Origin of the sequence: Cellulomonas oligotrophica, from assembly GCF_013409875.1 — a bacterium.
GTDB classification, from domain to species: domain Bacteria; phylum Actinomycetota; class Actinomycetes; order Actinomycetales; family Cellulomonadaceae; genus Cellulomonas; species Cellulomonas oligotrophica.
The window spans coordinates 2,807,219-2,826,897 of record NZ_JACCBK010000001.1 but is presented as its reverse complement, the minus strand read 5'-3'; the positions used below and the strand labels follow the sequence as shown (position 1 = coordinate 2,826,897).

20 protein-coding genes and 1 tRNA gene are annotated in these 19,679 nt (G+C 76.8%); 13 read left to right on the top strand and 8 right to left on the bottom strand.

Annotation, left to right across the window (positions count from 1 at the left end; translation table 11 throughout):
- The first annotated feature begins 63 nt into the window (after positions 1-63).
- Complete coding sequence (locus BKA21_RS12860) at positions 64-960, top strand: hypothetical protein (protein ID WP_140459486.1); 897 nt, start codon at positions 64-66, stop codon at positions 958-960.
- Between the two features lie 16 nt (positions 961-976).
- On the opposite strand, the gene BKA21_RS12855 is transcribed toward BKA21_RS12860, so the two are convergent.
- The gene (locus BKA21_RS12855; protein WP_140459485.1) at positions 977-1,906 is read right to left on the bottom strand and encodes a nucleoside hydrolase; all 930 of its coding nucleotides are present in this window, start codon (positions 1,904-1,906) and stop codon (positions 977-979) included.
- 185 nt (positions 1,907-2,091) lie between these two features.
- On the opposite strand from BKA21_RS12855, the gene BKA21_RS12850 reads away from it, so the two are divergent.
- The 4 genes from BKA21_RS12850 (at position 2,092) to BKA21_RS12835 (ending at position 5,430) form a co-directional block, all read left to right on the top strand.
- A complete protein-coding gene (locus tag BKA21_RS12850) occupies positions 2,092-3,765 on the top strand; it encodes a sensor histidine kinase (protein ID WP_140459484.1) in 1,674 nt (557 codons plus the stop codon).
- Positions 3,766-3,801: 36 nt separating this feature from the next.
- On the top strand, positions 3,802-4,353 hold the full coding sequence (locus BKA21_RS12845) for a hypothetical protein (RefSeq protein ID WP_140459483.1): 552 nt from the start codon (positions 3,802-3,804) through the stop codon (positions 4,351-4,353).
- Between the two features lie 10 nt (positions 4,354-4,363).
- Positions 4,364-4,849 carry a hypothetical protein gene (locus tag BKA21_RS12840; RefSeq protein WP_140459482.1) on the top strand — a complete coding sequence of 162 codons (486 nt, stop codon included), beginning with the start codon at positions 4,364-4,366 and terminating at the stop codon, positions 4,847-4,849.
- Positions 4,850-4,944: 95 nt separating this feature from the next.
- On the top strand, positions 4,945-5,430 hold the full coding sequence (locus BKA21_RS12835; RefSeq protein WP_140459481.1) for a hypothetical protein: 486 nt from the start codon (positions 4,945-4,947) through the stop codon (positions 5,428-5,430).
- A gap of 76 nt (positions 5,431-5,506) precedes the next feature.
- On the opposite strand, the gene BKA21_RS12830 is transcribed toward BKA21_RS12835, so the two are convergent.
- Positions 5,507-6,925, bottom strand: a complete 1,419-nt coding sequence (locus BKA21_RS12830) for a DUF4232 domain-containing protein (RefSeq protein ID WP_140459480.1) — start codon at positions 6,923-6,925, stop codon at positions 5,507-5,509.
- 149 nt (positions 6,926-7,074) lie between these two features.
- Between BKA21_RS12830 and BKA21_RS12825 the strand changes: the two genes are divergently transcribed.
- Complete coding sequence (locus tag BKA21_RS12825; RefSeq protein WP_170209038.1) at positions 7,075-8,232, top strand: hypothetical protein; 1,158 nt, start codon at positions 7,075-7,077, stop codon at positions 8,230-8,232.
- A 43-nt stretch (positions 8,233-8,275) separates the two neighbouring features.
- Here BKA21_RS12825 and BKA21_RS12820 read toward each other — a convergent pair whose 3' ends face one another.
- Together BKA21_RS12820 and BKA21_RS12815 are read right to left on the bottom strand one after the other, a co-directional pair.
- A complete protein-coding gene (locus tag BKA21_RS12820; RefSeq protein ID WP_140459478.1) occupies positions 8,276-8,569 on the bottom strand; it encodes a helix-turn-helix domain-containing protein in 294 nt (97 codons plus the stop codon).
- Between the two features lie 256 nt (positions 8,570-8,825).
- A tRNA-Arg gene (locus tag BKA21_RS12815) sits at positions 8,826-8,898 on the bottom strand.
- A 150-nt stretch (positions 8,899-9,048) separates the two neighbouring features.
- On the opposite strand from BKA21_RS12815, the gene BKA21_RS12810 reads away from it, so the two are divergent.
- Positions 9,049-11,031, top strand: coding sequence for a patatin-like phospholipase domain-containing protein (locus BKA21_RS12810; protein WP_170209037.1), 1,983 nt, complete (start codon positions 9,049-9,051; stop codon positions 11,029-11,031).
- Positions 11,032-11,045: 14 nt separating this feature from the next.
- Here BKA21_RS12810 and BKA21_RS12805 read toward each other — a convergent pair whose 3' ends face one another.
- Complete coding sequence (locus BKA21_RS12805) at positions 11,046-12,059, bottom strand: cupin domain-containing protein (RefSeq protein ID WP_140459476.1); 1,014 nt, start codon at positions 12,057-12,059, stop codon at positions 11,046-11,048.
- A 246-nt stretch (positions 12,060-12,305) separates the two neighbouring features.
- Here BKA21_RS12805 and BKA21_RS12800 point away from each other — a divergent pair, with 246 nt between their 5' ends.
- A complete protein-coding gene (locus BKA21_RS12800) occupies positions 12,306-12,476 on the top strand; it encodes a hypothetical protein (RefSeq protein WP_239072827.1) in 171 nt (56 codons plus the stop codon).
- A gap of 37 nt (positions 12,477-12,513) precedes the next feature.
- Here the strand turns inward: BKA21_RS12800 and BKA21_RS12795 are convergent, their stop codons facing one another.
- Positions 12,514-13,257, bottom strand: a complete 744-nt coding sequence (locus BKA21_RS12795; RefSeq protein WP_140459475.1) for an SDR family oxidoreductase — start codon at positions 13,255-13,257, stop codon at positions 12,514-12,516.
- A gap of 102 nt (positions 13,258-13,359) precedes the next feature.
- Between BKA21_RS12795 and BKA21_RS12790 the strand changes: the two genes are divergently transcribed.
- The 3 genes from BKA21_RS12790 to BKA21_RS12780 all read left to right on the top strand — a co-directional run bounded on the left by BKA21_RS12790 (position 13,360) and on the right by BKA21_RS12780 (position 16,612).
- Entirely contained in the window at positions 13,360-14,196 is an 837-nt protein-coding gene (locus BKA21_RS12790; protein ID WP_140459474.1) for a helix-turn-helix transcriptional regulator, read from the top strand.
- Between the two features lie 102 nt (positions 14,197-14,298).
- Positions 14,299-15,786, top strand: a complete 1,488-nt coding sequence (locus BKA21_RS12785) for an AAA family ATPase (protein ID WP_170209036.1) — start codon at positions 14,299-14,301, stop codon at positions 15,784-15,786.
- A gap of 148 nt (positions 15,787-15,934) precedes the next feature.
- Positions 15,935-16,612 carry a DUF6803 family protein gene (locus BKA21_RS12780; protein WP_140459472.1) on the top strand — a complete coding sequence of 226 codons (678 nt, stop codon included), beginning with the start codon at positions 15,935-15,937 and terminating at the stop codon, positions 16,610-16,612.
- A 15-nt stretch (positions 16,613-16,627) separates the two neighbouring features.
- On the opposite strand, the gene BKA21_RS12775 is transcribed toward BKA21_RS12780, so the two are convergent.
- Together BKA21_RS12775 and BKA21_RS12770 are read right to left on the bottom strand one after the other, a co-directional pair.
- Positions 16,628-17,731, bottom strand: a complete 1,104-nt coding sequence (locus BKA21_RS12775) for a sensor histidine kinase (protein WP_140459471.1) — start codon at positions 17,729-17,731, stop codon at positions 16,628-16,630.
- Positions 17,728-18,459 (bottom strand): response regulator, encoded by a 732-nt coding sequence (locus BKA21_RS12770; protein ID WP_140459470.1) that lies wholly within the window; start codon positions 18,457-18,459, stop codon positions 17,728-17,730. Before BKA21_RS12770 ends, BKA21_RS12775 begins: the two co-directional genes overlap by 4 nt.
- Before the next feature lie 138 nt (positions 18,460-18,597).
- Between BKA21_RS12770 and BKA21_RS12765 the strand changes: the two genes are divergently transcribed.
- Entirely contained in the window at positions 18,598-19,200 is a 603-nt protein-coding gene (locus tag BKA21_RS12765; RefSeq protein ID WP_140459469.1) for a DUF305 domain-containing protein, read from the top strand.
- 48 nt (positions 19,201-19,248) lie between these two features.
- A complete protein-coding gene (locus BKA21_RS12760) occupies positions 19,249-19,650 on the top strand; it encodes a hypothetical protein (RefSeq protein ID WP_140459468.1) in 402 nt (133 codons plus the stop codon).
- Positions 19,651-19,679: the final 29 nt, after the last annotated feature.

The window sequence follows — 19,679 nt, the reverse complement described above, 5'->3', positions numbered from 1 at the left end:
CTCGGGGCGCGGTGGCTGTGGAAGGGCCCGGACGGCCAGGCCCGCGGACGCTAGCCTGCGCCGGTGCCCCGGACCCTGCTGCCTGCCGTCCGTCGTCACCTGCGCTGGGTGCTGCCGCTGGCGGCCGCACCCGTCGTCTACGTGCTGGCCATGCTCGGCACGTCCGCGCTGGACGAGAGCGCGGGCTCTGAGCCCGACGCGACCGACGGCCTCCTGATCCTGCTGGTCCTGGCCGTGGCCCTCGTGGCGCCCCTGGTCCTGCTGGTGGTGGCGCTGGTCCAGGGGCAGCGGGTCTACCGCGCGGCACGCCTGCGGGCCGGCCGGCTCACCCGCCGCGAGCGCGAGGAGCGGGACAGGCAGGCCTCGGCGCAGCACTTCGCCGACGTCGCGTGGCAGCACGCCGTGCAGACCGCGGCGGCGCTCGTCCGCGGGGAGCGTCCGGCGACCATGGCGGTGTGGGACGTCGTCCCGCTGCCCGGCGAGGTGTTCTACGCCGACGTGCCGATCGGGTACGCCCGCTACTACGGCACGACCGTGCACTACACCCAGACGAGCGGTCTGTTCGTCGGGAGCCCCGCGTTCGTGCTCGCAGGGCTGGCCGGCACGGCGGTCGCCAACGCGTCGGCGCGTTCCGCGGCGCAGCGGCAGGCGGCCGACCAGTGGCGCGAGCACCAGACCGTGCGCCTCGTCGTCAGCGACCGGCGGCTGCTCGTGCAGCGCGGCGGGGAGTGGATCTGGTTCCACCACACCGGTGCGAGCGCCGTCTACCCCGACCCCCTCCGCCGCGGTCTGGTCTGCCAGTACCCCGACACGTCACCGCTGATGCTCCAGGGCGACTACGCGCCGTTCGCCGCGGTGGTGGTCCTCGCGGCGACGCACGGCGCGCAGGCCCTGCGCGAGCACCCCGCGATGGCGCCCCTCGCCCCGCCGGCACGGGTGCCGGAGCTGCCCGGGGCGTGAACGGGTCGTCGGCGGGTCAGCGGGTCGCGAGCAGGTCGCGGACGTAGGTGAAGAAGCGCTCGCCGTCGACGGCGCGCGGGGCACGGACGGGGCGGTGGGCGGCCCGGGCGTCGAAGACCGTCGCGCCTGCGGTGTGCTCGCCGCGCAGCTCGACGGCCACGGCGTACTCGCCCTCGTCGAGGACGTAGGAGTCGTCGAGGGCGAGCAGGACGCTGAGGGAGTCCGGGTGCGTGGACCCGGGGATGCCGTCGGCGACGTCGAAGTCGTACGTCGCCTGGTTGGCGCGCACGAAGAACCGCGACAGCGTGGTGCCGAGGGCGTCGATCTGCGCGATCCGCTCGGGCCCGAAGACGGTGCCCTGCAGCGTGACCGGGTCCCAGGTGACCATGCGGACGCGGGCGAAGCCGGCGCGGAGCACGACGTCGGCGGCCTCGGGGTCGACGTACACGTTGTACTCCGCGGCCGGCGTGATGTTGCCCGCGCCGTTGATGGACCCGCCCATGATCACGAGCTCGGCGACGTTCGTGACGAAGGCCGGGTCGCGGCGGACCGCGAGCGCGATGTTGGTCAGCGGGCCGATCGCGACGACGGTGAGGCGGCCCGCGTGCTCGGCGGCCAGGCGCACGAGGGCGTCGACGGCGTGCTCGTCCGCGGGGGTGTGCGTGCCGGTGCGGCGCTGGCCGCCGACGCCGTCGCCGTGCACGTCCTCGGCGCTGACCCAGGGCCGGACGAGCGGGGTGCGGGCGCCGAGGTGGACGGGGACCCCGCCGGGCCGGCCGGCGACCTCGAGGGTGAGGAACGCGTTCTCGACCTGCTGCTCGAACCCGACGTTGCCCGCGACCATCGTGATGGCCCGCAGGTCGGCGCGGGGGTCGAGCAGGGCGATGAGGAGGGCGAAGCAGTCGTCGGCGGCGGTGTCGGTGTCGACGACGAGGGGTGTGGGCACGGGCGGGATCGTACGGCGCTGACGTGCACGGACGTGTCGGGCAGGTGTCGTCCCGGTGTCGTGCGCGCCCGGCCGCCACCGACCCGTCGGGTGACGCTCGGACCGTACGGTCCGGGACCTTGGTCCCTGGCCTCTACCCTGTGCTCGACCGCCGGTGCACGTCCGGCCATCGGAGGAGGGGACCCGTGGGACCGACGTCGCAGGACGTGGACGGCACGCAGGCGACGGCTCAGCTGCTGGCCGCGATCCTCGACCTCGCGGGCGATCTCGACACCCCGAGCCTGCTGGAGCGGTTCGTCGCCGCGTCGACGGCGCTGACCGGTGCCCGGTACGGCGCGATCAACATCGTCGACGACGAGGGCGCGTCGCAGACGTTCGTGCAGAGCGGTGTGGACGACGCGACGGTCGCGGCGCTGGGGCACGCGCCGCACGCGTGGGGCGTGCTCGGGTCGATCCCCGACGTGGGTGTGCTGCGCCTGGAGGACCTCACGCAGCACCCGGCGTTCCGCGGCCTGCCGCCGGGGCACCCGCCGATGGGCTCGTTCCTGGGGGCGGCGGTCCGGGTGCGCGGCGCGCGGTACGGGACGCTGTACCTGTCGGAGAAGCCGGGCGGGTTCGACGCCGCCGACGAGCAGGTCGTGCTGTCGCTCGCCGCGGCCGCGGCCGTCGCGGTGCAGAACGCGCAGCTGTACGAGCGCGAGCGCCGGCGGCGGGAGTGGGTGTCCGCCGGGCAGGAGATCACGACGATGCTCCTCGAGGGCACGGACCCCGAGGACGTGCTGGACCGCATCGCGGGCGCGGCCCGGACCATCGGTGGCGCGGACGTCGCCGTGCTCGCGCTCCCCTCGCCCGACCTGGGGCTGCTGGTGGAGTTCGTCGACGGCGCCGCCCCGGGGGCGCTGCTCGGCATCGACGTGTCCGCGGACGTGCGGGTGCACACCGCGTTCGACACCGGCGAGGGGATGCTCGTCGGGGCGCTGTGCGACGCCGACGGCGTGGAGCCGGCGCTGCGCACGTACGGTCCGGCGCTGGTCGCACCCCTGCACGCGAGCGGTCAGGGCGTCGGGGTGCTCCTGCTGCTGCGCGCGCGGGGCGCCGTGCCGTTCACCGACGACGACCTGGCGCTCGCGCAGTCGTTCGCGGGGCAGGCGGCCCTGGCGTTCGTGCTCGCGGAGGCGCAGCGGCTGCGCGGGCAGGCGGTGCTCAGCGACGAGCGCACCCGCATCGCCCGCGACCTGCACGACCTCGCGATCCAGCAGCTGTTCGCCGCGGGCATGCAGATCGAGGGCGTGCGCCGCGACCACGTGCCGGAGGGCCCGGTCGCGCAGGTCCTCGAGGAGGCCGTGGGGCACGTCGACGCGGGCATCCGGCAGATCCGCGTCATCGTGCGCACGCTCGACGACCCGGGGGCGACGGTGCCGCTCGTGCAGCGCGTCCGGTCCGAGGTCGAGCTGGCGCGCACGTCGCTGGGCTTCACCCCCGCGCTGCGCGTCGACGTCGACGGACGCGTCGTCCCGCTCGGCGCCCCCGACCCGGTGGACGAGCGGCTCATCGACGACCTCGTCGCCCCCGGGCGCGCGAACAACGTGGTGGCCGTGGTCCGCGAGGGCCTGTCGAACGTGGCCCGGCACGCCCGCTCGGCGGCGGTGTCGGTGCGCCTGGTCGTCGTCTCCGGCACGGGCGGCTCCGTCACCGTCGAGGTCGAGGACGACGGTGTCGGCGTGCCGCCGTCGCCCACCCGGGCGTCCGGGACCCGCAACCTCGCCCAGCGCGCCGAGGAGTCCGGCGGGACGTTCTCGCTGCTGCGCCCGCCCTCGGGCCGCGGCGCTCTCCTGCGCTGGACCGCGCCGCTCGACTGACGCCCGGTCGTGGACGTCGCGCCCTACGCTCGGCCCGTGACCGCCGACCCCGACGCGCCGCTGCTGACCACGGTCGTGGACGAGGCGTTCGTGCGGGCGGCCCGGCGGCACGTCGCCCGGGCCGCCCGGCGCGTCGTCGTGCCGCCGCTCGCCGTCGGGTGGGCGGCGCTGCTGGTCGTGGCCCTGCTCGAGACGCTGCCGGACGGGCCGGCCGCGTGGGTCCCGGCCGTCCTCGTCGTCACCGGGGTCGTCGGCGGCCCGTTCCTCGCCCTCCTGCTCACGGTCCAGCGCCGGCGGGTCGACCGCACCGTCGGCCGGCTCTTCCCCGTCGGGTCACGCGTCGACGCGCAGCTGCGGCCCGACGGGCTGTGGACCGAGAACCACGGCGGCGGGTCCCTCGTGCGGTACGGCCGCATCGTCTCGGTGCGGGCCGGCGACGGCGTCGTGGACGTGCGCACCGACCGCCCGCGCGCGATGCGGCTGGTCCCCGCGGCGCTGCTCACCGACCACCACCTAGCCGAGATCCGCGACCGTGCCGCCGCGGCGCGGCACGCCGGCCCCGCACCGCGCGGCCGCCCGGGGACCTAGGGTGCGCGGCATGGACCACGCCGACGACCGGGAGCTCGTGACCTGCACCCCGGAGGGCGACCTCGCGCGCCAGGCGGCGCGCGCGCTGGTCGGGGAGATGCTCCGGACCGGCTGGTGGATGCTGCCCGTGGGCCTGGTCGTCATCGCTCTCGCCGCGTACGCGGTGGTCCGCGAGCCCGTCGTCGTGGCCGTCCTGCTGGCCGTCGCGGTGGCGGTCACGGTGCCGTTCACCTTCTGGGACACCGCGCGGCGGATCCGGCGGCTCGCGCCCGAGGGCGCGTACGCGGCGCAGCTGCGCGCCACCGAGCTGTGGCTGCGCACGCCGCTCGGCGAGTCGTCCGTCGCCTACCGGGCGTTCTCCCGCGTCCGCCGCAGCGGCGACGTGGTGCTCCTGCGTCAGCGGGGCACGTCGGTGACGTTCGTCGTCCCCGCGGGACTCTTCCCCGGCGGGCTCCTGGACGAGCTGCGGGCACGGACGGACGCGGCCGCCGGCTGACCCGTCACCTCGCGGACCACCGCGGACGGCGCCATAGTGGGGTCCTGACGTCGTGCGACGCGGCGCCACGACCGCACGGACGACGGGGGCTGACCGTGGGACGACGAGCGACGACGACGGCCGGCGCGGTCGTGCTGGCGCTGGCGCTGGCGGGGTGCGCGGGCAGCGCGGAGCCCGGGGCCGAGGCGAGCACGGCGGCCGCGAGCGCGTCGGCGGGGCCGACGGACGCGGGGCTGCCGACCGACGGGGGGCTCCCGCCGAACATCGCCGAGACCACGTCACCGGGGGCGCCGGACGGCGTCGAGACGGAGGACGTGGCCGTCGTCGCGGGCCAGGACCCGCGGACGCTCCAGGTGGTGACCGTCAGCAGCAGCAGCTGCCCGATCCTGCCGACCGACGTGCAGTGGGACGCCGACGGCGAGGTCCTCGCGATCACGCTGACGGGCCCGGACGCGTACGCGGACGCGATGTGCACGGCGGACCTGGCCCCCACCACCAGCGTCGTCGCGCTGCCCGACGACGCTCCCGACGCCGCCGGCCTCACCGTCGAGATCAGCGGTCAGACGCTCGTCGTCGAGTGAGCCTCGGCGGGCGCGGGGCCCTCGGCGCTACCGCTCGCCCCGAGGCCCGACCCGTCGACGGCACGTGCGTGCGGCGTCAGGGCGACGGGGAGGGTGCCCAGTCGCCCACGCGCACGGTCGCGCCGTGGAGGATGTCGACGGATGCCGTGCCGGGCGGGTCGTCAGGCACCGCCTGCGCGACGGGCAGCGTGACCTGCGGCCCGTCGGGCACGGCGGTGACGAGCAGGGCGACGGTCGTGTCCGGGTCCTGCGACGTCGACATGGCCCCCCACCGCAGCTCCGACGTCGCGGCCTGCCCGGGCTGCAGCACGACGGCGGCCGGCTCGGCGGGCCGTGACCGCGCCGGTTCCAGGGTCAGCGAGGGCACGAGCGTGCCCGAGGTGCGCATCGCCGCCAGGTCGGGCATGCCCTGCAGGCGGCACGGCGTGGACGCGGCGCTGGTCGCGGTGACGCGGAGGAACCTGGACCCGAGGGCCACGTCGAAGCCGGTCAGGGCCAGCTCGAGCTCGTCGCCGGTGCACGCGCGCACGTCCTCCCCGGCGGCGGGCCGCGTGGCGTCGGCGGCCGCCGCGACGGCGTCCGGGCCGAGCACGCCCACGGTCTGCACGGTCGGCGACTCCACGCGGTAGGACGCGGCGCCCGCCACGTCGGCCGCGACGGCGTCGAGCCGGTCCGCGACGTCCTCGCGCACCGTGTCGTCGTCGACGTGCACGGCGAGGTCGGCCCTCGCCGCTCCCCCGCCGCGCAGCACCACCCGGTACACCCCGGGCCACGCCACGGCGTCGACGGCCACCCGGACGACGTCCTGGGCCGGGGCGTCGCCGGTGCGCACCTGCGCGACCTCGAGCCAGGCGTCCGCGACGTCGACGGTCGTGGTGGGCGTGCCGGCCTCGGCCGCGGCCGCCACCGCGCCGACGACGTCTTCCGTCGACGCCACCGTCACGAGCGTGCTGGCGTCGCCACCCGCGCCGGACGCGACGACCCGCCGCACGCCCGGCGCCCTGCGGACCTCCACGGCGGCGCGGGCGACCTGCGCGTCACCGCCGGGCCGGACGGTCACGGCGACGTCCCGGTCCGCGGTGGCGACCTCCAGCGACCAGACGACGGGGGCCGACGGCGACGCGGCGTCGGCCAGCGCCTGCACCGCACCGGGCACGGCGTCGACGTCGACGCCCCGGACGTCGAGGTGCGCGGCCCACACGTCGGCGGCGGTCCCGTCGGGCCGCACCGGCCCGGGGTACGTCAGGCACGTCGCGACGACGGACGCGACGTGGGGCGACGCCGCGACCTCGTCCACGACGGGCAGCACGGCCCGGGCGACCGCGATCGGCGCGCGCCCACCGGCCCCGTCGTCGCACCCCGGCGACGCCCTCCACGCCCGGGTCCCGAGCGCGGCGGCGGCGACCACGACCAGCGCGGCGGTCGCCGCCAGCAGGCGGAGCTGCGGTGGCCGCCGAGCACCACCGCCGGGCGACGTGTCGGGGGCGGGGTTCACCGCACCGACCGTAGCCGTCGTGGGCTCGCGGCGGGGCCGCTCGCGCGGACCGGGCACTGCGACGTCACCGGGCTGAGCGGAGAGCGCGGAACCGGCTCGTCGCGCCGGCACCCTAGGATCCGCGCATGGTTCGGTACCGGGAGCGCCGTGTGAGTGCACGCGCATGGTGGATCCTGCTCGGCATCTGCGCAGCGGCGTGCGCGGCGACGATCGCCGCGACCCCCGGCCACCCGGTGGACGTGGCGTCGGTCCCGCTCATCCCCGGGGTCATCGCGGCGATCACGATGTGGAGCGTCGGCCTGTACGGGAACATCACCCTGACCGACGACACCCTGCGCGTGGGACGCCACCGGCTCCGCGTCACCGACATGCACCCCTACGGCGTCGTCCCTGTCGGCGAACGCGTCGACGGCCAGATCATGGGCGGCGCCTACGGCTCCACCCTCGGCACCAACATCGTCGGCATCCAGCGCCACGACGGCACCACGGCCCTCGTCGAGACCCGCGACCCCGACGCCCTGCGCGCCGCGCTCCAGCAGGTCCTCGCGCCCCACCAGGCCCCCTTCCACCCCCCGTCGGCCCCCGCCCCCGCACCGGACCGGCACCGTGCCGCAGCGAGCACGGCGCACCGCGACGACCCCGGCGCGGCCGAGCGACCGTCCCCCGCCGCCGACGCCGCGGCCGGCGTCGACCTGTGGGCACCGCTCGGCTCAGCCGGCAGCACCGTCGTCGAGGACCTGCTGCGGCGGGGCTTCCACCTCGGGTCGACCGGGCGGGTCCCCTACCTGCACCGCGCGGACGTCCAGGTCGGCGACGTGCCCCTGCGCCTGGCGTGGTGGCAGCGCACCCTGGCCGCGGCGGTCCTGCACGGGGACGACGAGCGCGAGGTCGCCCGCGGCCGGTCCGAGCGCGGCACGGGGCCGCAGAACCTGGTCTGGGGGTACAGCCTCATGCCGCTCGACATGGGCGGTGCGACGATCCACGTCGAGCGGCGCCGCCGGGGCCCCGAGAGGTGGGCCCTGGACGTCACCGGCCCGGACGGCCGCGCCTGGACGTGGCACCCCGCCGGGCGCGTCTTCGCCCACCGCACCGAGCTCACCCGCGCCGGCGACCGCCGGCCCGTCGTCACCCACCAGCTCCGCCCCATCCCGGGTGCACCCCGCTCACCGGCCGGACCGCCCACCGTCACCTGGCGCGACGACGCCACTCTCGCCGAGGTCCTCATGCCCGTCATGTGGACGCTCGACCGGGTCTACGACGGGATCCTGCCCAAGGCCCAACGCCTCGCACGGTTCGACGTCCTCTGAACCGCCTGCCGGCCTTGGGCCCGGGGGTGCTGCGCCGGCTCGGTCAGCCGGCGGCCCGCACGCGGCGGTGGTGGCGCTCGACCAGGGAGGCCGCGGACCACACCGGCCCGCGGGCGGTGACGTAGCCGGCACCGGCGAGGTCGTGCAGGTGGGTCAGGACGTCGGCGGGGCCGAGCCCGCAGCGGTCGGCCAGGACGACGGCGTCGCAGGGGCCGTGCTGGGACAGCTCGAGCAGGACGAGGGCGCGCTGGGCGCCGCGGTCGTCGGGGACGGTGGACAGGTCGCCGGGCCAGGGGGCCGGGCGGGGGGCGCGCGTGAGCGCCACCACGGTGGTCATCGGTGCTTCACTCCTCGCGCACGCCGGTCCGGCGTGCGCACGTCTGTCGGCCTGAGCCCGTCGGCGCTGCGCCGTGGGCTGGCCGCGCGTCGCGCTCGTGCGCGCCGGTCGCGGCCGGTGAGGTCCCGTCCACCCGTCGACCCCGTCGTCGGGGTTCTGAGGGGTTCGGCCAGCGCGATGGACGCCGTCCAGGGAAGGACCTGCTGAGAACGACAAGGGCCTGGCACCGTCACGGTGCCAGGCCCCGTCCGAACTGCGCGCCCGAAGGGACTCGAACCCCCAACCTTCTGATCCGTAGTCAGATGCTCTATCCATTGAGCTACGGGCGCGTGACCCCGCAGGGCCGTCCAGAACGATACAGGGACAAGGCCCTGTGCCCAAACCGAGATTGCCCGGCCCGCGCGTGTATCCCGTCACAGCGTCGCGCGCTCCTCCAGAGGTGGACACCCGACCGGGTGCCCGGTGCCGAGGAGGACGCCATGGCGACCGCGACCACGTACCCGTCCGACCCGCCGCTGGAGTGCGACGTCGTGATGAAGGGCGGCATCACGTCAGGTGTCGTCTACCCGCGCGCGGTGTGCGAGCTGGCCCGCACCTACCGGCTGCGGTCCGTGGGCGGCTCGTCGGCCGGGGCGATCGCCGCCGCCGCGGCCGCCGCGGCCGAGGTCGGGCGCACCCGCGGCGGGTTCGAGCTGCTCGACGCGCTCCCGGACGAGCTCACCCGCACCGTCGGGCCCGGGCGCGGCTCGGTGCTGCTGCACCTGTTCCAGCCGACCCGCGCCACGGCTGGCCTGCACCGGGTGCTCGTCGGCGGGATGCGCCCGGTCGACGCGCCGCCCGCCGGCGCCGCACCCGTCGCCGCGCGGGGGCGCCGCGCACGACGCCGGCGTGCGCTGCTGGTCGTGCCGCACGCGGTCGGCCGCGCCTGGTCCCTCGCCCGCGCGGCGGCCCGCGGCTACCTCGGCTGGATGCTCGTGGGCGCCGTCCCCGGCGTCGCGGCCACGGCCCTGGCCTGGACGGCCGGCGGCGCGGCCCGCTGGTCCGGGGGCGTCGCCGGGGTGCTGCTCGTCGTCGTCGGCGCCGCCGTGGCCGTGCTGCTGGGCGTCGTGCGGTCCGTGGGCGCGATGACGGCGCAGGGGTACGGCATCTGCACCGGCATGCCGGGCGTGGACCACGGCGACGCGGCCGCGCTGACGCCGTGGCTCGCGCAGACCCTGCAGCGGCTCGCCGGGCGCGCCGACGACGGACCGCCGCTGACGTTCGGCGACCTGCGCGACCACGGCGTCGACCTGCGGATGATGACCACCAACGTCACCGAGCACCGGCCGACGACGATGCCCTGGTCGGGGCAGGACCTGTACCTCGACCGCGCCGCGTGGGCGGGGCTGTTCCCGCCCGTCGTGCTGGACTGGATCGTCGCGCACCCGCCGGCGGGCCTCGACCCGCTGACCGTCGCCGCCGCGGCCGACGCGGGCCTCGTGCCGCTGCCCGCCGGCGACGACCTGCCCGTCGTCGTCGCCACCCGCATGAGCCTGAGCTTCCCCGGGCTGATCACCGCGGTGCCGCTCGTCCACGTCGACCGGAACGACGACGGGCACGGCGACGACGTCGTCCTGCGCCGCACCACCGTCTGGTTCACCGACGGCGGGGTGTGCGCCAACCTGCCCGTGCACTTCTTCGACTCCCCGCTGGCCACCCGGCCGACGTTCGCGATCGACCTGCGCCCCTTCCCCGAGGGGCGGGACCGGGCCGCCGACGAGCGGGAGAACACGTCGCTGCCGACCACGTGGGGCGAGAGCACGCGGCTGCCGTTCCACCAGCTGCCCACCCGCGGGCTCGCGGGCATGGGTGCGTTCCTCGTCCAGGTCGTCGAGACGGCGCGCGGCTGGGTCGACGAGGGGCAGCTCGTCATGCCCGGCAACCGGGACCGCGTCGTCACGGTGTTCCAGGGTGAGGACGAGGGCGGCATGAACCTCGCGATGCCGCCCGCGACCGTCACGTCGCTCGCCGCCCGCGGCCGGGCCGGTGCCGCGCGGCTCGTCGAGCGCTTCGCGGGCGACGACCCCGCGGTGGTGCCGGCGCCGGGGTGGCAGGTGCACCGCTGGGTGCGGCTGCGCACCGCGACCGCCGGGTTCGCGCAGTGGTCGGCGACGTTCGCGCACCAGTTCCGCGCGCACGCGCCCGGGGCGACGCCGTTCGACGCGTGGGGGGACCCCGACCGGGACCCGCCCGTGCCCGACCTCGAGCGCGACCAGCGCCTGGACCTGCTGCGCCGCACCCGCGGCCTGCTGGACGTGGCCGACGCGTGGGCGGACGCCCGGGTCACCGACTCCGCGCCGCGCCCCCGCTCGCGGCTGCGGCTCGTGCCCGACGACGCGTCGGCGGCGTCGACCGCGCCGTCACCCGCGTCCGGCGCGGCACCGGCCCCGACCGGGAGCGAGGCCGCGACGCCGCTCACCTGAGGCCCGCCGGGGCTTCAGGGCAGCGGCGGTCGGCAGCGGAGCACCTCGAGGTCGGCACCCGCGACCCGGCACACGCCCGCCGCGTGCGGCACCAGCCACGTCTGCCCCGCCGCCAGCGGCGTGGTCGTGCCGTCCGCCGCGGTGAGCGTGCCTGCGCCGGCCACCACCACGAGCACCGCGTACCCGGCGTCCCAGCGGCCCGGGCCGCGGTGCCGCTCGGCGCGGAACCACCGTTCCGCGCCGGGCAGGAGCGGCCCGACGTCGTCGGCACGCGCGGTGCGCAGGGCCCCGACGTCGGCAGCCGACCAGCCGCGACGGTCGACGGCCCCGAGCGCGAGCCCGTGGCCCAGCCCCAGGTGCCCGTCGGCGGCGCCGTCGACGCCGAACCCGTCCCGCTCGAGCAGCACCGACAGGTCGGTGGGCTCCTGCAGCTCGACCACCAGGGCGCCCGCGCCGATCGCGTGCGGCAGCCCGGCGGGCACGAGCACCGTGTCCCCCGCCGCCAGGTCGAGCGCGTGCATCGCCGCCAGCATCGCGGCCGCGTCCTGCCCGCGGACCCAGCGCGCCAGCTCGTCGGCGGGCACGTCGCGGACGAACCCCAGGTGCACGCGCGCCGGGGCGAGCGCGACCCACGCCTCGGTCTTGCCGTGCGGGCACGCCAGGTGGCGCAGCGCGAACGGCACGTCCGGGTGCACGTGCACGGGCAGCCGCTCCCCCGCGTCGAGGAGCTTGACCAGCACCTCCGGCGCGGACCCGTACGCCTCGACGTGCGCGGGCCCGAACCACCCCACGGCGTCGGCGTCGAGCGCGTCGCGCAGCAGCCGCCCGTCGAGCAGCCGCGCGAGGCCGCGCTCGGGCTCACCGAAGAGCGGGGTCGTCGAGGCCACCCAGTCCTCGGGGACGTGCGTGCCGGCCCCGGGGACGCCCCGGAACGCGGCCAGGCCCGCGACGCCGGCGTAGAACCGGTCCGCCGGCTGGTTCGGCGGCAGCAGGACGGGGACGGGCGGTGCGACGAGCGGGGGCGTCACCACCGGAGCCGGCGAGGAACCCGCCGACGAACGTGTCCCCGAGGCCGATCGTCGTGGGCGTGGTCACGTCGACGGCGTGCGCCGGGACCGCGTGCACGCCCTGGCCGGCGACCGCCTCGGCGAGCGCGGCGCCTGCCGGCTGGACGGGTCCGGCGGCGACCGCGACCAGGTCGGCCGCCGTGAACGCGTCACCCCGCGCGTACCGCTCGGCGCCCGGCCCGACGGCCGCCGCCCACGCGCGTCGTGGTGCTCGCGGACTCCTCCAAGCTCGGCCGACGCCTGTTCGCCCAGGTGGCGGCCCTCGGGCGGGCCGACTACCTCGTCACCGACGCAGCACCGCCGCCCGACCTGGCGGCCGCGCTGGACGTCGCGGGCGTCCAGGTCCTCACGCCCGACGCGCCGCGGCCCGCCCGATGAGCGCGGACGGGCCGGGGCACGCGGCAGTGCGACGGGCTCAGCGCGTGCGTGCCGAGAGCGTCGCGAGCACGTCGGCGTAGGTGCCGCGCTCCCGGGCGAACCGCAGCGGGTGCACGTTCTCGACGAGCACCTGCGGCGGCGTCGGCGCCTGGGCCAGGAGGGCCAGCGACTCGGTCAGGAAGTCGTCGAGCGGCATGGCGTGCGGCGAGGCCTGATGCCCCATGAGCCCCGTGCGCACGGCCGGCGGCGCGAGCTCGACGACCTCCAGCCGCCCCGCGGTCTGCACGCGCAGCGACTCGGTCCACGACGCGAGCGCGGCCTTGGTCGCGCTGTAGGTGGGCGTCGCGGGCAGCGGCACGTACGCCAGGCCCGACGTCGTGGTGACCAGGGCGGCGCCGGGCCGGTCGAGCAGGTGCGGCACGAGGGCCGCCGCGAGGCGCAGGGGGCCGAGCAGGTTGGTGGCCACCGTGAGCTCGGCGGTCGCGAGGTCGTCGCCCGCGGTCAGGTCCTCGGGCAGCATGACGCCCGCGTTGAGCAGGACGGTGTCGAGCGCGGGGAACCGCGCCAGGAGGTCGTCGACGGCGGACGCGACCGACGCCGGGTCGGTGACGTCGAGGGTGAGCGGGTGGACACGGGGGTGGGCGGCGACCTCGGCGAGCAGGTCGGCGCGGCGCCCGGCGGCGACGACGGTGCTGCCGGCGTCGGCCAGGCGCTCGGCCAGACCGCGGCCGATGCCGGAGGTCGCGCCGGTGACGAGGACGGTGCGGGAGGTGAGATCCATGGCGACCACGCTGCGCCCGTCCGGCAGGCGTGACCAGAGCCGCGTCGATCCAGGGACCGCCGCTCCCTGGACGCCCGGACGCGGGCGCCGCACGCTGGGGGCATGGACCGTCCCGGGCTCGCCGACTTCCTGCGCACGCGGCGCGAGGGCCTGACGCCCGGCGACGTCGGCCTGTCCGACGGCCCGCGCCGCCGGACCCCGGGCCTGCGCCGCGAGGAGGTCGCCGCGCGCGCCGGCATGTCGACCGACTACCTGTCCCGCCTGGAGCAGCGGCGCGGCCCGCAGCCGTCGGAGCAGCTGCTCGGTGCGCTGGCGCGCGCCCTGCACCTCGACCTCGACGCGCGCGACCACCTGTTCCGCCTGGCCGGGCACCGTCCGCCGCCGCGCGGGCACCGGGCCGACCACGTGCCGCCCGCGGTGCTGCGGGTGCTCGACCGGCTGGAGGACACCCCGGCCATGGTCGTCACCGACCTCGCGGAAGCCGTCGTGCAGAACCGCCTCGCCGTGGCCCTCGTCGGCGACGAGGCCGCGATGACGGGGGTGCGGCGCAGCCAGTACTACCGGTGGTTCGCCGAGCCGGCGACCGAGCGGGCGCTCTACCCGCCGCGGGACCACGCCGCGCAGTCCCGCACCCTCGCGGCGGGGCTGCGCACCGCGCTGACCTCGGAGAGCAGCGGCACGCAGGCGCGCGCGATCGTCGAGCGGCTCACCGCGACGTCGCCCGAGTTCGTCGAGGTGTGGGCCGCGCACGAGGTCGGCCGCCCTCCGTCGCGCCGCAAGACCCTGCTGCACCCGCACGTCGGGGCGGTCGAGGTCGACTGCCAGTTCCTCTACACCGAGAACGCCGCGCAGGCCCTGCTCGTGTTCACCGGCGTGGGCGCCGCCGACGCCGACCGCCTGCGCCTGCTCGACTCCCTCGACGCCCCCGCACCCCGCTGACGAGCCGTCCCCGATGGACTTCTAGCCAGCACCCCCCCGGTTATGGCTACTCACCTAGCCATAACCCCCCCTCTTCTAGCTAGCCCTCGGTACTCTGACGGCATGCGCGACGACGAGATCCGGCGACACCTGACCCAGATGAACCCCTGGTGGCGCGCCGTCGTCTCCGGCACGGCACCGACCGCATGGGTCAGCGACAGCCGGACCTTGCGAGATCTCTCCCGGCACGACATGGGCCACCGCTCGACGATCCTCGACGACATCGCGACCGGCCCCCTCGACGACCAGCTCGTCGTCCTGTCGGGCCCGCGCCGCATCGGCAAGTCGGTCACCCTTCTTCAGACCATCGAGCGGTTGTGCACGCGCGACGACGTCGACCCGCGGCAGATCATCCACGTGCCGTGCGACGGCATGACCGTGCAGGACCTGCGCCGCGTCCTCGTCGTCGGCCGCGCGCTGACGTCCTCGGTCGACCAGGAGGGCACGCGGCGCCGCGTGTGGCTCTTCGACGAGATCAGCGCGATCCGCGGATGGTCCGCCGTGCTGAAGGGGGCCCGCGACAACACCGACCTCGGCGACGACACCCTGGTGGCCACCGGAAGCCGGTGGGCCGACGACGAGGACATCGAGGGCAATCTGCTTGCCGGACGGGCGGGCCGAGGCACACGGCGCCGCCGGACGCTGCTCCCGATGAGCTTCCGCGACCACGTGCGTGCGACGCTCCCGAACCTGGCGCTCCCGGAGACCCTCCACCCTGGCGCCCTCCAGGGCGCCGAGGCGCGACGGACCTTCGCCTCGTACGAGCTGTTCGTGGACGACCTGGACCTGGCCTGGCAGTCCTACCTGACGAGCGGCGGGTTCCCGCGCGCCGTGGCCGAGCACGCCCAGCTCGGAGCAGTCACCGACGGCTACATGGCCGATCTCGAGGCCTGGCTGCACCGCGACGTGGAGCCGACCGCAGGTCCGGAGTCGATCCCGCTCCTCCTCGACGCGCTGAGCCGCCGCGCGACGAGCCCGCTGAGCGTCGCCTCTGCGGCGCAGGACCTCGGTTACGCCAGCAAGGACACGTTCGACCTCCGGCTGCGCCGCATGATCGCGAGCCACGCACTGCTCCGGTGCCCCCAGCGGGAGGACGGCCGGTTCGTCCCACGCACGCAGGCCAAGTACTACCTCACCGACCCGCTCCTCGCCTGGCTCCCGCAGCGCCGCCGGGCGGGGGTGGGCGCGCCCGACATGACGCGACTGACCGAGGCGACGGTCGCCGTCACGCTCGCCCGTGCGGTCGACGAGCTCGACGAAGGCCGGTGGCTGCACGGCGACACCATCGGCTACACCCGGACCGGAGGCGACCGGGAGATCGACCTCGCTCCCGTCACCGTCCCGTCACCCGACGGCGCCACGAGCACGACGCCGATCGAGTGCAAGTGGGTCGACCGAGGGTGGAAGGGCGAGGCGAGGACGATCACGGGACGGTTCGGCTACGGCATCGTCGCGACGAAGACGCTTCTCGATCTCGACGGCCCCGTCTGGGCGGTCCCGGCCCCGCTGCTGGCCGCTGCGCTCCTCCCGCAGGGCCCGGCAGCGCGCTGACCTCGGGGCCCTTGGTCCCGGACGGCCCTGCCGTGGCATCGCCGCGCCACGGGCTTCATCGGCTCTTCATCGTTCCGCAGGGACGGCTCAGCAGGCCCGCCGGACCGTGAGGTGGTGCCGGACCGCCCGGCGCACCGAGGAGGCCGAGATGACCACCACCGCACCGTCCGCGTCGGGCACCGCCCCGCACCCCGCGCCGCGCCGCGCCGACCCGGGGACCACGGCCCGTGCCGCGGTCCTGGCCGTCGCCCTGCTCGTGGTCGTCGGCGTGGCGCTCGCCCTGCCCGTCTGGCCGGCGGGCGAGGACATGGGCTCGACGCACTACATGGGCCTCCTGGCGGACAACCAGCCGTGGAACCTGCTGCTGTTCATGGCCGTCCCGGTGGTCCTGGCCGAGACCCTCGCCGTCACGGAGCTCGCGGTCCTCTTCCGGCCCGCCGTCCCGCGCGCGGTCGCCGCGCTGAACCGGTACGCCGGGCTCGTCGCGGGCGTGTACTTCGTCGGCGTCGTCGTCTACCTCCTGCGGCACGCCGTCGTCCCGCTCACGGTGGGCGGCGGCTGGCGCGGCTGGGTCGACGTGGTGGCGGTGGGTGCGTACCTGCTGGGGGTGGTGCCGCTGCTCGGCATCACGCTGCTCGAGTCCCGCGTCGTCGGCGCCGGGTGGGACGGGCGCCGGCGCCTGGCCGTGCACGCGACGCTCGTCGGGGTGTTCCTCGTCGTGGCGCACGTCGCGATGATCGCGGGCATGGTCGACCCCGCCGTGGCCGGCTGGGAGCCGACGCACCTGATGGACGACGGCGCGACGATGCCCGGCATGACGCACTGACCACCGGCCGGGGGCTCAGGCGGTGGGCAGCGTGAGGGTGAACGTCGATCCCCCGCCCGGCCCCGGGCTGGACGCGACGAGGTCGCCGCCGTGCGCGAGCGCGAGCGCCCGGCTGATCGCCAGCCCGATGCCGGCACCGCCGCGGCCCCGGTCCCGCGCGGTGTCGACGCGGTAGAACCGCTCGAAGACGTGCAGCAGGTGGGTCGCGCCGATGCCCTCGCCGGTGTCCGCGACGTCGATCGCGACCGTGCCGTCGCCCGGCCGGGCGGACAGCGTGACCGTGCCCCCGGCGGGCGTGTGCCGCACGGCGTTGGTCAGGAGGTTGTCCAGCACCTGCGCGGCGCGCGTGCGGTCGGCCAGGACGGGCGGCACGCCGGCGGCGGGCACGACGACGACCGCGACCCCCGCGGCGGCGGCCCGCTCCCGGACCGCGGCCGCCGCGGCGTCGAGCAGCTCGGCGGGCGCGACGGCGGCCCGGTCGAGCGCGACGTCGCCGGCCTCGGCGCGGGTGACCGCCGCGAGGTCCTCCGCGAGCCGGGTCAGGCGCACCGTCTGCTCGCGCAGCACCGCGATCGTCGTGGCGTCCATCGTCTGCACGCCGTCCTCGACGGCCTCCACGTACCCGGCGAGCGTGGCGACGGGCGTGCGCAGCTCGTGGGCGACGTCCGCGAGCAGGCGGGCGCGCAGCCGGTCGGCCTCGTGCAGGCGGTCGCCCATCGTGTTGAACGAGGCCGCGAGGTCGTCGAACTCCCGCCCGAGGCCCGGCGCGGGGACCCGGTGGGCGTAGTCGCCCGCCCCCACCCGGGCCGCGGCGTCGGACACCGCCGCCAGCGACCGCCCGATCCGTCGCGCCAGCACGAGGCTGACGGCCGCCGACGCCAGCGCGGCCGCGGCGGTCGCGAGCGCGAGCGAGACGGTGCTGGCGTCGCGGAACGCCTCCTCCGCGTGCAGCACCGCGGCGTCGTGGTCGCCCACGCCCGCGCGCACCATGTGCTCGTGGAAGAGGCCCGGCCCGATGACGGACGCGACGAGCCAGGCCGTGAGCGCGCCGGTGGCCAGCACCACGACGATCGCGGCGAGCAGCCGGGCCACGAGGCCGCGCGTCGCCCCCGGCCTCACGCGCCCGTGCCGATCCGGTAGCCGACCCCGCGCACGGTCCGGACGAACCGTTGGGCCTCGGCCGTGTCGCCGAGCTTGCGCCGCACGTGCAGCACGTGGACGTCGACGAGGTGGTCGTCCCCGACCCAGCCCGGGCCCCAGACGGCGTCGATGAGCGCGCGCCGGGTCAGGACGCGTTCCGGGCGGGCCGCGAGCGCGGCGAGCACGTCCAGCTCGGTGCGGGTCAGCGGCACGGGTGCGCCGTCGAGGTGGACCTCGCGGGCGTCGACGTCGATCCGCAGCGGCCCGACCTCGAGCACGGTGCCGCCGCGGGCCGGCGCGAGCGTCACGTCGCGGCGGGGCCGGCGCATGAGCGCGCCGACGCGGGCCACGAGCTCGCGGGGGCTGAACGGCTTCGTCATGTAGTCGTCGGCCCCGACGGACAGCCCGACGAGCGTGTCGACCTCGTCGGCGCGGGCGGTGAGCATGACGACGTAGCAGTCGGAGAACGTGCGCAGGCGCCGGCAGACCTCGACGCCGTCGAGCCCGGGCAGGCCCAGGTCCAGCACGACGAGGTCCGGGTCGACGTCGCGCAGCACGTCGACGGCCTGCAGACCGTCGTGGCACACGACGGTCTCGAACCCGTCCCGCTCGAGGTACCCCGCGACGAGCCGCGCGAGGGCCTGCTCGTCGTCGACGACGACGGCCCGGCGGTCGGGGACGGTCTGCGGGGCGGTCACGTCCCCCATCGTGCGGCCCGCGCGGGCCGGGGCGCGCGATCTTCATCGAACCTTGATCGTCCGCCGACCGGACGCGCGGGCAGGTGGCCGCAGGCTGGAGGTGCGGACGGGACCGACGTCCCGCCCCCGACCCGAAGGAGCCCGATCGTGACCAGGACCCGCCTGCGCACCGCCGGTGCCGCGACCGCGCTGACGCTCGCCCTGCTGCTCACCGGCTGCGCGGGGCAGAGCGGCACGGACGCCGGCTCGGCACCCGCCGCGTCGGCCGACGCGGCCGGCGTGAACGAGACCGACGTGTGGTTCGCGCAGATGATGATCGTCCACCACGAGGGCGCGGTGGAGATGGCGGAGCTGGCGGTCGAGGACGCCACGACCGACGAGGTCCGGGAGCTCGCCGAGCGCATCCGGGACGCGCAGGGCCCGGAGATCGAGCTCATGCAGGGGTGGCTCGACGCGTGGGGCGAGCCCGAGCCGGCCGGCATGGACCACGGGGGCATGGACCACGGCGGGATGGACATGGAGGGCATGGACCAGCAGGAGGCCATGGCGTCGCTGGAGGGCCTCGACGGCCTCGACGTCGACCGGAGCTTCCTCGACCTGATGATCGCCCACCACCGGGGCGCGGTCGAGATGTCCGAGGTCGAGCTCGCCGACGGCTCCGACCCGGCCGCCCTGGACCTGGCGGAGCAGATCATCGAGGACCAGGAGGCCGAGATCGCGGAGATGGAGGACCTGCTGCGTGGCCTGTGACCGCAGCGCGAGCCCGGCGCCCGCGCCCGGAGGCCGTAGTGTCGCCCGGTGCCAGCGGACGTGAGCCCCACCGAGACGACCCCCGGGCTGACCGCGTGCCGGCTGTGCGCGGGCGAGACCCTCGAGGGTCGTGACCCGCTGCCCGGCGGGCAGGCGGCACGGCTGCGCGCCGTCGCGGACGCGGGTGCCGCGCGGCTGACGTTCGTCGACTGCCTCGACGAGTGCGAGCGAGGCGACGTCGTGGTGGCCCGCCCGTCCCCCGCCTGCCGGCGCTCCGGCGCGCGCCCGGTGTGGTTCGAGCAGCTCGCCGGCGACGACGCGACCGCCGACCTCGACGGCTGGCTGCGCGCGGGCGGCCCGGGCGCGTCCCCGCTGCCCCCCACGCTCGCGCCGCTCGTCATCACCCGCGCCGCCGCGACGGCCGACGAGGGCCTGCCGGCCGAGCCCTGACCGGGCGCGCCGCCGACCCTCCCGGCACG

Coding starts and splice junctions, on each gene's coding strand:
- BKA21_RS12840 (WP_140459482.1), top strand. CDS start 4,364: ATGGACCACGCCGACGACCGGGAGCTCGTGACCTGCACCCCGGAGGGC.
- BKA21_RS12820 (WP_140459478.1), bottom strand. CDS start 8,569: ATGACCACCGTGGTGGCGCTCACGCGCGCCCCCCGCCCGGCCCCCTGG.
- BKA21_RS12810 (WP_170209037.1), top strand. CDS start 9,049: ATGGCGACCGCGACCACGTACCCGTCCGACCCGCCGCTGGAGTGCGAC.
- BKA21_RS12795 (WP_140459475.1), bottom strand. CDS start 13,257: ATGGATCTCACCTCCCGCACCGTCCTCGTCACCGGCGCGACCTCCGGC.
- BKA21_RS12790 (WP_140459474.1), top strand. CDS start 13,360: ATGGACCGTCCCGGGCTCGCCGACTTCCTGCGCACGCGGCGCGAGGGC.
- BKA21_RS12785 (WP_170209036.1), top strand. CDS start 14,299: ATGCGCGACGACGAGATCCGGCGACACCTGACCCAGATGAACCCCTGG.
- BKA21_RS12780 (WP_140459472.1), top strand. CDS start 15,935: ATGACCACCACCGCACCGTCCGCGTCGGGCACCGCCCCGCACCCCGCG.
- BKA21_RS12770 (WP_140459470.1), bottom strand. CDS start 18,459: ATGGGGGACGTGACCGCCCCGCAGACCGTCCCCGACCGCCGGGCCGTC.